Here is a 13490-nt window from a genome sequence, read left to right as displayed (position 1 = left end):
GACAGGTGCTCTAGCGAATTTGGAGCTGATTTGCATTCATTAAGAGGCGGTAACGATTGGTTTCTGCCACAAACTTGCGGCCGCGAATTTCATCGGGGATGTTCCCAGCCAAGACCTGCCGCAGGTCCTGCAATACTCGCTCCACCCGGATGTGGTAACTATGCTCGCTTGGTTCGCTCAACCGCGATACAACATCGGTGCAGTCAATGGGATAAACATTGCGCGGCAATGTTTGGGGATGCAGCGGACCGTCACTGCCTAATCGCGGGGGATTTCCCTTAATGCGATCGCTTGCCCACAGCGCCAGATCTTCTCGGTTAAAGTAAACGCTGGTGCGGCGGGTCAACTGGGTTAGCAGCCCCAGCTTATCGTCAGACTCAAAGGCATCATCGTCCTCATCCGCCGCCATCAGGATCATTTGATCAAAGAGCCGCGGCAGGCGATCGCCCCTAAAACTGCGGAGATCTTGCAGCGCATAGCGCAGAACATAGTTCCCCATACTGTGGGCCAGTAAATGAATTCGGCGAGGACAGCGCTGGGTACCGCCGTGAATAAAGTCGGCTAGCTTCAGAAAACCGCGGGCAAAGGCTGCGCCGGAGGCACGGGCATCCAGGCGATCGTTATGGTAAGCAATGCGACTTTGGGCGTTTGCCCCCGACAGGATTGTTTCTCCATCTGAGGGCCAGGAAAACAAACACATATTCAGCCGCAGTCGAGGCTCCGCAGCATTTTTGGGGGTTGTGATCTTATGGTGAAGCTGAGCTGCCGCCGTGAGTGCTTCTCGAAACGAAGTATTGAACCCATGGATAAACAGAATAGTGTCCTCAGCAGCGGCCTGCATTTCAGCCTGCACCTGACTAAACACCTGCACACTACCCAGCACCGGTTCGCGGGCTGCAAGGTTTTCAGGGGCCACCTGAATTTCGTACTGATTAAAATTCTCGCCTTGAACTTCAGCTCGACCAAAGCGGAGATTATCCAGCCCCTCCTCGCTAAAGCGCGGCCCAAAGTCATTCCCTGGCAACAGCTGTCGATTGGTTCCAAAATAAATGGTGGTCAAGGGACCGATCCCCCAGCAATTGAATCACAACGGGGCTATTATCGAGAACCACTGCCGACACAGCAGTGCGCTCCATCACAGGGCAGGATGGGGAACAGACCGCTGATCTTTTGTCCCGAGCAGGGATAGAACCGCATCAGGCTCCATGGGTCGCGCAAAGTGGTAGCCTTGGGCATATTCACAGCCCATGGCCTTCAGTAACTGAGCCTGAGCCTGGGTTTCTACACCTTCGGCGACCACATCCAGTCCCAGGTTGTGGGCCAGCGTGACGATGGTTTTCACAATCTCGCGACTGTCCGGATGCCCCATCTTCATGACAAAGGATCGGTCCACTTTCAGCGTATCAACGGGGAACGTCTGCAAGTAGCTCAAGGAAGAATATCCCGTACCAAAGTCATCCACACTGAGCTGAACCCCTAAATCTTTGAGCTGGGCAAGTTTATCAGCGACCAGATCCGGCCGTTTCATGATCACCCCTTCTGTAATTTCCAGCTTGAGGCTACCTGGAGGTAATGGAATCTCCGTGAGAATCTGTTGAAGATAGTTTACAAAGTCTGCATGGGCAAATTGACGGCTGGCAATGTTCACGCAGACAGACAGGGGAGCAGGTGCCAGCTGCTGCCACTGCTGAAGCTGCTGGCAAGCCTCCCGCAACAGCCCATATCCCATGGGAATAATCAGGCCGGTGTCTTCGGCCAGGGGGATAAAGTCCGAAGGCGGCACCAAGCCCCGCTCTGGATGAAACCAACGGACTAATGCTTCAAAGGATCGAATCTGGTGGGTATTTAAATCAATAATCGGTTGATAGTACAGTTGAAACTCTTGACGCTCAATTGCCCGGCGAAGATCATTTTCGAGCTCAAGCAGTGCCACAGCCTGAGTATGCATAGCGCTCTGAAACACAATGTAGCTATCTTTGCCCTCCTGCTTGGCCTGATACATCGCGGCATCCGCATCCCTGAGCAGATCTTCAGGTCGCTCATAGTGCCGGTGGCCCAAGGCAATGCCAATACTGACCGAGGTAAACACTTCTCGACCCGCCAGATCAAAGGGCATTGCTAATATTTGCTGGACCTTTTGGGCCGCGGCGATCGCACCATCAACCCCCTCCACATCCTTGAGCAATATCACAAACTCGTCTCCGCCCAGCCGCGCTACCGTGTCTTCAGATCGGAGACAATTCAGCAGCCGCTTCGATACCTCCACAATCAGCTTGTCGCCCATCATGTGCCCCAGGCTGTCATTAATCACCTTAAAGCGGTCTAAATCCAAAAATAAAACCGCGCAGCGATCCTGCTGATGTCGCTTGCATTTTTTTAGCGCCTGACTAACGCGATCTAGCAGTAGCACTCGATTCGGCAAGCCAGTCATGGCATCGTAAAAGGCATCGTGGAGCAGCTGCTCTCGGGCCAAATGGTACTCTGTAATATCAGTTTGGGACCCGGCCATCCGCAAGGGCTGATTCTGGGAGTCAAACACCGCCATGCCGCGACTGCGAACGTAGCGGTAGTCCCCATTTTTATGCAGTAGCCGAAATTCGCATTCAAAGTACGGCTTTTGCCCGGTCAGGTGGCGTTCAATTTCGGTTTGCACTCGACTTTGATCCTCGGAGTGGATCCGCCCTAGCCATTCCTGAATCTGAGTTGAGATTTCGTCCTCAGCATAGCCAATCATGGCCTTCCAGCGCGGAGACAGATAAACGGCATTCTGGTTTAAATCCCAATCCCACAGTCCGTCATTGGCCCCGCGTGCGGCTAGCGCATAGCGCTCTTCGCTTTTGCGGACAGCCCTTTCCATCTGCCGCCGTTGGGTAATGTCAATGAGATAGCAGCGAATCAATTGACTTTGGGGAATTCCCTGAATGGACTGTTCATAGATACGCCCGGCCACCTCAATTTCCCGAGTTCCACAGTAGTTAGCGTTTTGGAGCATCAGCTGTCGAACCCCCACCCGCGCCGGATGATCGGGCTGGTCTCGAATGCCTGAAAACTCCTGGTCTGCCGCCGGATTTAGATAGGTAATCCCCCCATGCAAATCCATTTCTACAATGGGATGGGGTGCCATTTCCGGAAATGAAGACAGGCGCACCAGCACCGCCTCACTGTACTGCTCTTGTTCAGCAGAGTCTAAAAAGGTACTGTCTATGCGTCCTTGCGCCGCAGAAGGTGACTCATCAGACGGCAAAGCGTTCAAGTCGGTGTCGGTTGCCTGAATCTGATGATAGGTCGCATGGATGGAGTTGCTAATTGCAATCACATCGCGATCACGGAGATCTCGAGAATAAAGACGTTTACCATTGACCCAAATGCCATTTTGGCTGCGTCGTCCCTGAAGGTTTCCGTCAATGATCCTAAAAAAACAGTCCCCACTTTGGGGTTTGGGAATTCGCAACAAAATTGCATGTTGGCGAGAAACCAATTTATCCTCAACCACAATCGAATTAGCAGGATGTCGTCCCAGGGAGTAGGTGGCTGCATCCAGAGTAATGACGCGCTCCTGGTCTCCCTCGCGCAGAACCAGCAAATGACGCATGGAGGAGGAGGTCTTTGCCCCACGGGGGAGATCCTCACGTTCTGAGTTGGCCGGTCGTCCCAGGGTGAATAACTCACTCATGTCCAACCGATCAATCCCATGATCTGGCTCCCGAGAAGACCAATCCGCCATACAGGTGTTCCTAAAAGTTAATCTTTGAATCTGGCCTAAATATCAGACCCATTTTGTAAAACCATCTTTCAAATCGAGGACTCCCCCAATCCGTTGAGATTGGAGACCCTCCTTGTCCTATTATTGAGAATTCGCCGCCAGGACCCTAGGGGAGAATTACGGATTTTTATTCTTTGAATGTTTAAGTCTTCCCCACTCTTCCAGTATTTTCACGCAACCCCAGACCTGTATTTAAACGAAACGGCGACCCCATAACCGTATTTATGCGGATGCCCCCGGTTTGATCGGTGGCTTGCCCATATCCACTGCCCGCGCGCCCATGCACTCCCCCGATCGCAGAGGGCGGGTCAGGGCAATCGCCCACCGATGATGACCTAGGCAGCACGCTTGGGCCAAGCGCTGGTTTCTACCAAGGATCGGTGCAAGCGTTACAATGGCTTTACAATAAAAGGCCCCACGGATGGCCGTCGTTCTGTCCTTCAAGCGTTCGCATGGAATTCCCCCGTAAGACCCTAACTCGAGCCAAACGAGCGATTGCCTGTAGCCCCTTTGAGCTAAAGCTGTTTACCCAAATGCGCCGGAGCAGCGTTTCCCTGGCCGAAATTTCCGGTGACTGCGGTTACTTTAATCAGTACACCCGCGCCCCCATCCCGGAACTGAAAGCCGAGCAATCTCTGCTCTGGCTGATCCGGGTAGGCGTGCTGCGCCGCGAGGTGGATGGTCAAGGATTGACTGACAGCTTTCGACTCACGCCCCTAGGCCGCCAAGTCCTGGATCTCTGGCGCGGTTCCCCAGCAGTTCCCCGGCCCACCTGGAGCGATCGCCTGCGCAATTTATGGACCCAAGCAGTTCACCTGGCCTTTTAATCTCCTGGTTAATTCATGCCCGGCTGAACAGAGACCTGAATTTAGACCTGATTTGATATCCCCTATTAGCTTGATCTCCCCTTGAAAGGATCCCTCATGGTGGTGGGAACCACCTCCCACGCTGGCAAATCTCTGCTCACGGCTGTCCTCTGCCGCCTGCTGTCCCGTCAGGGTCATCGAGTGGCGCCGTTTAAAGGACAGAACATGGCCCTTAATGCCTACGTGACCCAGTCCGGGCACGAAATGGGCTACGCCCAAGCCGTTCAAGCCTGGGCTGCTGGGGTTGACCCCCAGGTGGAGATGAACCCTATTTTACTCAAGCCCCAGGGAGACATGACCTCCCAGGTTATTCTGCAAGGGGAAGCGGTAGGCCGCGTCAATGCGGCTCACTACTACCGCGATTATTTTGATCGCGGCTGGGGGGCCATCACCCAGAGCTTATATCGCCTCCAGCAAACCTATGACTGGATTGTGTGTGAGGGAGCTGGCAGTCCCGCTGAAATTAATCTCAAGCACCGCGATTTAACCAATATGCGGGTGGCTCAACACCTCAATGCCGCAACAATTTTAGTCGCAGATATCGATCGCGGCGGCGTGTTTGCCCATATCGTTGGCACCCTACAACTGCTGGATCCTGAGGAGCGATCGCTGATCAAAGGCTTTGTGATTAATAAGTTTCGCGGTCAGCGATCCCTGCTGGAATCGGGCCTGAACTGGCTGGAGGAGCATACTCAGATTCCCGTCATTGGGGTGATTCCCTATCTGTCTCAGGCCTTTTCCGCCGAAGATTCCCTGAGTTTGTTTGAGCGCCGATCTTCCCAATCCCGATCAGAGTTAACCATTGCCGTCGTGCGCTTTTCTCGAATTGCCAACTTTACGGATTTTGAGCCCCTCGAGGCCGAGCCTGGAATTGATCTACGCTACGTGCAGCCAGGGCAATTCCTGGGCCAACCCGATGCGGTGATCCTACCGGGATCGAAAACCACCCTCGCGGATCTCCAGGATCTGCATCACTCTGGTTTAGCAGCTCAAATCCAGGCCTATAGCGCCGCTGGGGGCATGGTTTTCGGTATCTGTGGAGGTCTGCAAATGCTGGGCGATCAGGTCACTGACCCTGAAGGGCTCGAAGGCAGCATTCCCCAGATTCCGGGCTTGGGCTTGCTCCCCCTGACCACCCAAATGCATTCCGAGAAAGTGACGTGCCAACGAGAGGTTCAGGCCCAGGAATTTCCCCAGTCCTGGGGGTGGTCCATGCCTCCAGATCGATCGGTGCGCGGCTATGAAATCCATCAAGGGCGAACTCACCTCACCCAAGACGAAGCGGTGGTCGCGCTCTTTTGTGATGGGAGCTTAGGCTGGGCCAGCCGCGATCGCCGGGTCCTCGGGACCTACCTCCACGGAGTGTTCAACAATGGACCCTGGCGGCGCAGCTGGTTAAACCTGCTCCGAACGGCGAAAGGATTCCCCCCCCTGCCCACAGATATTCCAGATTACGAGCAGCAGCGGCACCAGCACCTAGATGCCATCACCGACGCAATCGCTCCCCATCTAGATTTAGAACCAATCCTGGCAAAGGCAATGGCGTTAGCTAGAGGCACTGGTGTAGAACCGCAGCGCAAATTGCCAAAACCCATGGGAAATCCACAGTAGCGCCACTGCCAGCAGCCCAGACCCAGCCAGCCAGGGCCATTGGGATCGATTCAGCATCACTTGGGCCGGTACGGTGGTTAAAAATGCCACGGGCACCACAAAGGTAAAAAATACGCGGTAGGCCTCCGGGTAAGCCACCACTGGATAGCGGCCCGCCTCCACCAGACCGCGCAACACCTCGGTCACGTTGTAGATTTTTACAAACCAGATACTGGTCGCCCCCAGGATAAACCAAAGGCTGTAGAGACTGATCAAGCCGAAGGTCAAGGGCACCAAGCTCCAGAGATATTGATACCAGTCTAGCTGCAGCTGCTGTCCCGCGTAGCCCACCATCATCCCGCCAAATAGCAAGTCCGGCAGCCCCCAGGGAGAAATGGTATAGGTTGAGAGCCAAAATTGACTGCTAATGGGTTTAAGCAGAATAAAATCCAGGGTTCCCTGCTGCACATGATTCACAATTCGATTGAGATTGGGCACCAAAAAGGTAGCTGAAAACCCTTGCAGCAGCGTAAAAATGCCCAGCACAATCAGCGCCTCTTCCCAGTTCCAGCCCGCAAACCGATAGCCAGTTCGATAGAACAAAAACAGGCCAAATAGGCTCCCCATTAAGTTCCCCAAGCTGCTGATTGCCGCCAGAACAAAATTTGCGCGGTATTCCATTTCCGCCGCAATTGCGGTACTCCAGAACAGCCGCAACAATTGTAAATATCGCTCCACGCCGCCCCCGTTTCCTTCGGTTCCTTAACAGGTTACAGTGTGAGCAGTGTAATCAGACGATGGATTTAGGCAAGACTCATGATGTGGAAAAGGATTGTGGCGATCGCGCTGGTGTGTGTCAGCCTCACCCTTCAGGGCTGCGTGGCGGCAGGCGGTGGTCTCAAAGCCTACGTCAATGAGCGCAACGGCTATGAATTCGTCTATCCCAACGGCTGGGTACAAATCCAGGTCAACAATGGACCTGATGTGGTCTTCCGAGATCTCATTGAAGAATCGGAACTGGTGAGCGTGGTAGTCAGCAATCTCACGGGTAATCAAACAAAACTCAGCGACCTGGGAACCCCCAATGAGGTTGGCCTGCGACTGGCAACCTCTGTCTTAGCCCCTCCCGGATCTAACCGACAAGCCCAGCTCCTTTCCTCCAGTGAACGGGTACTGGGCGATCGCACTTACTACAATTTGGAATACTATATTGACCTACCGAACGCTGAGCGACACAACTTAGCCAGCGTTGCCATCAGTCGGGGCAAGCTCTTTACCCTGAGTGTCTCTGCCCCTGAATCAGACTGGTCAAAACTGGAAGCCACCTTCAAAAATGTTGCCAACTCCTTCGCCGTTTACTAGCCATTGACTCGGGAAAGCAACTCTTCCCTCTCCAACTGGTTAGAAAAAAACACTCTGCTGAGGCAGAGCGTTTTTTAGCACATCTATTTAAGTTAAGGTTCCCCACAGTTTGTACTCCTATTGTCCACATTTCCATCGCCGCAGCCCAGCGTCACCTTCCCGGAAAGTCTCCAGATTCGTTCCTTAAATTGCGGAACATTTCCAATAATCAGCCCCATCCTGGCAAACTTCTCCCTAGGCTTCCCTCTCAACTTGACATTAAACTTAATTTTTTCCAAAAAATAAAATCAATCTCGGCGCCTCCCTCCCCACGAAATTCCCAGGTGTCGTGCAATCATTGCCGCAACCACTGGATAAAGCAAGCACCAGATAAAGCGAGCACCAGATAAAGCGAGCAAAGAACTCCCTGGCCGGATCTGCCCCCAAAAAGGCCTCACCGCCGTTCTAGGAAAACCAAAGTTCTTATTTAAAAACCAGATCGGCTCAACAAATCCGTGAATAATGATGGAGTAGGCCACTGGGTTTCTTGTCCTCCCCCAAAACTGACCCAGTCCTTGACGGTAGCCTATCTTCTATAAGAGCCAATGAGCAACAAACCAGAACTGGGTCAGGAATATCCACTGCCCAATGAAGCTGCAGATATTCAGCGGATTACGGAAATCAGTGCTCAGCAAATTCAAGATCAGTACAGCCAAGAGGGTTCCCCCGCCAGACGGGACCAGCATCCTAAAAACCATGGGGTCGTGTGGGCCAACTTCACCATTGACCCCGATCTCCCGGCAGCGTTACGCGTCGGTCTTTTCAAACAGCCGGGAAAGTGCTTTCCGGCCTGGATCCGCTACTCAAACGGTCAAGCCATGGACGATCGCCAAGGGGGATCCCACGGCATGGCCATAAAGCTTATGGCGGTAGAGGGGACCAAAGCCCTTGAGGATGACAGCCAGACCCATGACTTGGTGATGATTGATCACCCTGTTTTCTTTATCCGCACGATTCCCGACTACGTGGATCTGTTCGAGCGATCGGGTCAAATGAACCGGACCAGTGCCTCCCCCGGCAGTCGCCTGCAGGCATTTTTCCCCTTTTTCTTTCCCAGTTTGTGGCCGGGAGGATGGCGCCTGCAGGAACTCAGACGCTTCCTCGTCCTGGGGGGCCTCAAAAAAATCATTAAACCGGCCAGTCCTCTCAACTGTTCATACTTCAGCGTCACGCCCTATCAACTCGGCGCAGGCAAAGCCGTTAAATTTTTGGTCAAGCCCCACGCCAACAATCGACCCGATGGCGTGGATCAATCGACCCCTGATTATTTGCGCCAGGCCATGATTAAAACCCTGAGCCAGCGTGCCGCAGGCTTTGACTTCTTTTTGCAGGTGCAAACCAACCCCCTCACCATGCCCGTGGAGGATTCCACCATCCTTTGGCGATCGCCTCCAATTAAAGTCGCAACGGTGGACATTCCACCCCAGACCTTTGATAGCCCAGCTCAGATGAGCTTTTGTGAGAACCTCTCCTTCACACCCTGGCATGCGCTACTGGAACAACGTCCCCTGGGCAGCATGAACCGCGCTCGTCGTCAGGTTTATCAACAGACAGCCGAGGTTCGACACCAGCTCAACCAGGCTCCCCTGGAAGAACCTGGACCTGACACCTTTTCACCCACCCTTCTCTCCTTGGACAGCCCTGCTACGGCTGCCAGCAACCAATAGAAATTTCATTGGTTTTCGGAAACTGTTGTAAATATAGAGCAAACTTGCGGCGATCAAAGCTGCGCGGATCGAGTCGCGATCCGGACCGATCCACCGCCTGATGGGTTGTAATTCGATCGTCCGACACCCCAGTCTTAGCAATCAGCCAAGCCAGAGATGCATACTGGCGGTCCGTATAGCCGCTGTGGGTGCGACCATTGTGGTTGCCATCCGGCGGCGTTTCAAAGGAAATATGGTAGGCAAAATTATTGACAGAGGCGGAAAACTTGGGATTGGTTTGCGTGGTTTCTGGCCCGTTGGGACTGTTAAATACAGAATTTCCCGCACCAAAGGCGCGCTTATCGGGCGGCACCAGATAAAAAATGGATCCATCTCGCTTGATGAGGGCATGGTAGCTGGCTTGATCCGCATCATTGTAGTGAGCGGTCTGAAAAAACCGCACCGTTTGCCAGCCTGACACCACGGTTTCGTGGAGCACAATCAGCGGCGGACGGGCAGCGGATCGGCCCTGAGCATCTAAAAGGAATCTCTCCCCAAAATTGGTGGGATGGGCCAGAGCCACCTGTTCTGGCGGTTGATAGGTTTTGACCCAATCCGGAGTGTACTGAGGCCAGGATACGGGCTGTAGCGCAGATCGGAACCGATCTAAGGACAAGGTTCCAGGCTGAAAGCGAATATCGGGATCAGGGTCGGGATTGGGCTGAGCCGCACAGCCTGGGGCTGGAATCCCTGGTGGAGTGTACCACTGTCCAGCACTGGCAACGAGGGTTGGAGGATGCTGGGCCAACACCGGCTCCGTAACCCGGAGGGGATGACGCCAAGGGCTGAAAAGAATGAGAGCGCATACGCTAAGGCTCAGACCCAGGAGCAAGCTCTTTTTCATGCAAATTGACCCGATTAAATGGAAATACCCTACCACACTTAAAAATCCAAGGGGCTAAGCCCCCCTGATTCCGTTTGATTTTGCCAGATTGACTCCGATTCCGCAGCCCGCGGCTGAATTGCTGGAGTCTCTGGGTAAGGCGACGGCACCAGCTCGAGTTGACGCTGAGGCGCCTCTCCGGGTTTCCGATTGCGCCGTTTGGAAACATTTTCTTCAGTCGTGCCCTGGGCAATCACTTCATACAGCAGGGCCAGCTTGCTGTCCTGCTGACCTTTCCGCAGCACACGTCCCAAACGCTGCACCGCTTCACGTTTTGACCCTGTTCCCGAAAGAACAATGGCCACGCGAGCCTCCGGCACATCCACCCCTTCATTGAGCACCCTCGAGGTGACAATCGTGGGATAGTCGCCCTGCTTAAAGGACTCTAGAATCCGATGACGCTCCTTGACTGGGGTTTGGTGGGTAATGGCCGGAATCAGAAATTCCTGGGAAATGCGGTAAACGGTGGCATTGTCATCGGTAAAAATCAGCGTTTGCGCAGGGTAATGCTGATGGAGCAAATCTGCCAGGATGCGTAGCTTACCAGCGGTTCCAAAGGCGATGGCCCGCGCCTCCCGGTGGGCTAGCATTGCACGTCGGCCAGCTGGGGACCTTGCGCTCTGACGCACAAAGTTTTGCCACCCCTGCAAACTCCCCAAGAAAATCCCCTTGTCTCGCAAGAAGGTATTACGGAGTTCAATGAGCTGATCGTAGCGATCGCGCTCCTGGGAGGATAGAGTCACCGCAAGCTTAATATGGCGATGCTCTGCCAGAACTTGCCCCGACAGCTCCTCTGGGGTTCTGCGATACACCTGAGGACCAATCAACCAATCTAGATCTTGATGTCGACCGTCGCCTCGCTCAGGCGTTGCCGTTAGCCCTAGACGGAAGGGAGCAATGGCATATTCCGCAATCACCCGATTAAAGTCACTGGGCAGGTGATGACACTCATCAAACACCAACAGGCCGTAGCGGTTGCCCAGGGACTCCGCATGGATTGCCGCGCTATCGTAGGTCGCCACCAAAACCGGTGCGCGATCATGGGATCCGCCCCCCAACAGTCCCACCTCCACCCCAGGAAAGGCATCCAACAGATTCGCATACCATTGGTGCATCAGATCGAGGGTCGGCACCATAATCAGCGTGCTTCGCTGCGTGGCCTGCATCACCATTTGGGCCAGATAGGTTTTTCCCGCCGCTGTGGGCAGGACCACAACACCTTGCCCCCCCTGACGCTGCCAGGCACTCAAAGCTTCTAGTTGATGGGGATAGGGGCGGTGGGATTGAGTTTGGGCCAGGGTCAGCACTTGATAGGCCCGCGCCTGATCTTGATAGGCCACCTGCCCCTGATTGAGCGCCTGAATCAACCCGCGATATTGAAGGGCCGGAACCCGAAACTTTTCAATGCGATCATCCCAGGTCGCAAAATCAATCCACTCCTTGCCACGGGGGGGAGGATGCAAAATGAGTGTGCCTCGATCAAAGGAAAGCAGGGGAGTGCGAGCCATAGCTTCAGTAGCGCTGCGCCATTATCCTATATCCGCCAGACTTCCCGGCCAGATGTCCTTATAGTAATGGGCAAGGCAATGGCGGATCACCTCATGATGATAAAAGGCCAGGGGCATCGCCAAGGCCTCGGAGAGTTGGAACCATTTTGCCTCAATCACCTCATCCACACCCACCTGCGGATTGAGCGCCGGCAGATCCTGAGTTTCTGGGAGAAAAAACATCAGCGGGAATCTCAGGGTCACATTTTGACGATTGCGCGGTAGGGTCAAAACGTAGTAGGGCTGATCGAGGGATCCTTCAAAGCGATACTTCGATTGCAAATCTGGAATATTCAGGCCCATCTCTTCCCAAATCTCCCGAATCACTGCCTCTCCCGCCGTTTCGTCATAGTCCAGATAGCCACCCGGCAAGGCCCATTTTCCACATTCGTCGGGTAACCCATATCCCCTTAATCCCAGAGGGACATAGGTCTGTTCACCTTGGACCAAGAACAGGGCAGGCAGTACCGTTACGCTGCGACTAATCCACAGCTGCTCTCCCCCAACCGCAATGCAGCGATTTTGCCGATTGTTAAACTTCATCCCTAAAGGTCTCCCGCCACCCGGCCAAACTCCTATGATTATGAGGGATGAACGAGACCAGGGAAAGCGTAGGGTCCCCCCCCTGTGGGCCTAGGCCTTAGCCCCATGGCTCAATCTCCTTCCCCACGATCTCTCAAGCTTATGCGCAACAGACATGTCCTGCTCACTGGCGGCTCCGGTGGCCTGGGCCAAGGCGTCACCCCGCTTTTGCTGGCCCAGGGTGCCCTGATTACCTTGCCCTACATCAATCAAACGGAAGTGGATCAGCTCCGGCAATTGCTAGCTCCCGCGGAGCTAGCTCGCATTCGCTTTGTCGAAGCAGACCTCAGCCATGAGGGACAAGTACAACAGCTTGTCGATTCAATGTCCCATCTGGACGTCCTCGTTCACCTCGTGGGCGGGTTTTCCATGGGCAGCACAACTGAGTATGGCCTGGACCAATGGCATGCCAACCTTCAGATCAACCTCACCACCACCTTTTTACTGTGTAAGCACAGCCTGCGGCGCATGCAGAGTCACGGCTATGGCCGGATTGTGACCGTGGGATCGGGCGCTGCCCAGTCTCCCCCCGCTCAGATGGCGGCCTACAGCGCAGCGAAGGCAGGGGTTGTGGCATTTACCCAGGCGATCGCCGCCGAGACAAAAGGCACTAACATCACCGCCAACACGGTGTTGCCCAGCGTCATTGACACCGCTGCCAACCGAGAGGCTCTGGGGCAAGCGCAGGCAGATCAGTGGGTCACCCCTCAATCCCTGGGACAAGTGATTTGCTTCCTTGCCTCTGAAGCGGCCCGGGATATTCGCGGCGCAGCAGTTCCTGTCTTCGGCAACGTCTAGGTCAACGCGGTTCAAAAAATAGATCCGGCCCAAATCTAAAGCCCCTGATAGATTTTCTTTATTCAAACGGCGTTATTTCAATATTTTTTTGTATCTAACCCCACCCCTCTCTCCTGAAAATCTCAAGCCCTTCCCAGGAGAAGTCCGATCTGAACCCGTGAAAAAGCCCTCCTTACTATCAATTCTTCCAGAAAATCCCCTTTTATTCTCCATCTACTCTCCAACCACTTCAATAAAATTGGCTAGTCCTGGATAACTCAACATTGTGTGCCTCTCACTCCTAGCCACGCATAGTCCGCTCCCCAATCCCTTAATTCAACCTTTGTTGATTGTCGATTCCAGCTCTGCCCGAAT

The 13490-nt window shown here is 54.1% G+C and carries 11 protein-coding genes; 5 read left to right on the top strand and 6 right to left on the bottom strand.

The window, feature by feature from the left end; all coding sequences use genetic code 11:
• Positions 1 to 10: 10 nt before the first annotated feature.
• On the bottom strand, positions 11 to 1060 hold the full coding sequence (locus tag QQ91_RS18445; RefSeq protein ID WP_166277125.1) for an alpha/beta hydrolase: 1050 nt from the start codon (positions 1058 to 1060) through the stop codon (positions 11 to 13).
• Between the two features lie 75 nt (positions 1061 to 1135).
• The gene (locus QQ91_RS18440) at positions 1136 to 3673 is read right to left on the bottom strand and encodes an EAL domain-containing protein (RefSeq protein ID WP_201277183.1); all 2538 of its coding nucleotides are present in this window, start codon (positions 3671 to 3673) and stop codon (positions 1136 to 1138) included.
• A gap of 542 nt (positions 3674 to 4215) precedes the next feature.
• On the opposite strand from QQ91_RS18440, the gene QQ91_RS18435 reads away from it, so the two are divergent.
• Together QQ91_RS18435 and QQ91_RS18430 are read left to right on the top strand one after the other, a co-directional pair.
• Positions 4216 to 4590, top strand: a complete 375-nt coding sequence (locus QQ91_RS18435; RefSeq protein ID WP_166277119.1) for an Npun_F0494 family protein — start codon at positions 4216 to 4218, stop codon at positions 4588 to 4590.
• A 96-nt stretch (positions 4591 to 4686) separates the two neighbouring features.
• Positions 4687 to 6240 carry a cobyric acid synthase gene (locus tag QQ91_RS18430; RefSeq protein WP_166277278.1) on the top strand — a complete coding sequence of 518 codons (1554 nt, stop codon included), beginning with the start codon at positions 4687 to 4689 and terminating at the stop codon, positions 6238 to 6240.
• Here QQ91_RS18430 and QQ91_RS18425 read toward each other — a convergent pair.
• Positions 6175 to 6957, bottom strand: coding sequence for an ABC transporter permease (locus tag QQ91_RS18425; protein WP_166277115.1), 783 nt, complete (start codon positions 6955 to 6957; stop codon positions 6175 to 6177). The genes QQ91_RS18430 and QQ91_RS18425 overlap by 66 nt on opposite strands.
• Before the next feature lie 78 nt (positions 6958 to 7035).
• On the opposite strand from QQ91_RS18425, the gene psbP reads away from it, so the two are divergent.
• Both psbP and QQ91_RS18415 read left to right on the top strand, forming a co-directional pair.
• Entirely contained in the window at positions 7036 to 7581 is a 546-nt protein-coding gene (psbP, locus tag QQ91_RS18420; protein WP_236095952.1) for a photosystem II reaction center PsbP, read from the top strand.
• 584 nt (positions 7582 to 8165) lie between these two features.
• A complete protein-coding gene (locus tag QQ91_RS18415) occupies positions 8166 to 9287 on the top strand; it encodes a catalase family protein (RefSeq protein ID WP_166277112.1) in 1122 nt (373 codons plus the stop codon).
• On the opposite strand, the gene QQ91_RS18410 is transcribed toward QQ91_RS18415, so the two are convergent.
• From QQ91_RS18410 to QQ91_RS18400, 3 genes are read right to left on the bottom strand one after another with little or no spacing between them, the layout of a single operon-like run.
• A complete protein-coding gene (locus QQ91_RS18410) occupies positions 9265 to 10170 on the bottom strand; it encodes a peptidoglycan recognition protein family protein (RefSeq protein WP_166277109.1) in 906 nt (301 codons plus the stop codon). The two genes, QQ91_RS18415 and QQ91_RS18410, sit on opposite strands and share 23 nt — an antisense overlap.
• Before the next feature lie 38 nt (positions 10171 to 10208).
• Positions 10209 to 11717: a DEAD/DEAH box helicase family protein gene (locus tag QQ91_RS18405; RefSeq protein ID WP_166277106.1), complete on the bottom strand. Its 1509-nt coding sequence runs from the start codon at positions 11715 to 11717 to the stop codon at positions 10209 to 10211.
• A gap of 21 nt (positions 11718 to 11738) precedes the next feature.
• The gene (locus QQ91_RS18400) at positions 11739 to 12299 is read right to left on the bottom strand and encodes an NUDIX domain-containing protein (protein WP_166277103.1); all 561 of its coding nucleotides are present in this window, start codon (positions 12297 to 12299) and stop codon (positions 11739 to 11741) included.
• A gap of 141 nt (positions 12300 to 12440) precedes the next feature.
• Between QQ91_RS18400 and fabG the strand changes: the two genes are divergently transcribed.
• A complete protein-coding gene (gene fabG, locus QQ91_RS18395; protein ID WP_166277100.1) occupies positions 12441 to 13136 on the top strand; it encodes a 3-oxoacyl-ACP reductase FabG in 696 nt (231 codons plus the stop codon).
• Positions 13137 to 13490: the final 354 nt, after the last annotated feature.

This window comes from Lyngbya confervoides BDU141951, assembly GCF_000817775.3.
In the GTDB taxonomy this organism is placed as follows: Bacteria; Cyanobacteriota; Cyanobacteriia; order Thermosynechococcales; family Thermosynechococcaceae; genus Lyngbya; species Lyngbya confervoides.
This window is presented reverse-complemented; position numbering and strand designations above follow the sequence as displayed.

Coding starts and splice junctions, on each gene's coding strand:
- QQ91_RS18435 (WP_166277119.1), top strand. CDS start 4,216: ATGGAATTCCCCCGTAAGACCCTAACTCGAGCCAAACGAGCGATTGCC.
- psbP (WP_236095952.1), top strand. CDS start 7,036: ATGATGTGGAAAAGGATTGTGGCGATCGCGCTGGTGTGTGTCAGCCTC.
- QQ91_RS18415 (WP_166277112.1), top strand. CDS start 8,166: ATGAGCAACAAACCAGAACTGGGTCAGGAATATCCACTGCCCAATGAA.
- fabG (WP_166277100.1), top strand. CDS start 12,441: ATGCGCAACAGACATGTCCTGCTCACTGGCGGCTCCGGTGGCCTGGGC.
- QQ91_RS18405 (WP_166277106.1), bottom strand. CDS start 11,717: ATGGCTCGCACTCCCCTGCTTTCCTTTGATCGAGGCACACTCATTTTG.
- QQ91_RS18410 (WP_166277109.1), bottom strand. CDS start 10,170: ATGAAAAAGAGCTTGCTCCTGGGTCTGAGCCTTAGCGTATGCGCTCTC.
- QQ91_RS18440 (WP_201277183.1), bottom strand. CDS start 3,673: ATGAGTGAGTTATTCACCCTGGGACGACCGGCCAACTCAGAACGTGAG.
- QQ91_RS18400 (WP_166277103.1), bottom strand. CDS start 12,299: ATGAAGTTTAACAATCGGCAAAATCGCTGCATTGCGGTTGGGGGAGAG.
- QQ91_RS18430 (WP_166277278.1), top strand. CDS start 4,687: ATGGTGGTGGGAACCACCTCCCACGCTGGCAAATCTCTGCTCACGGCT.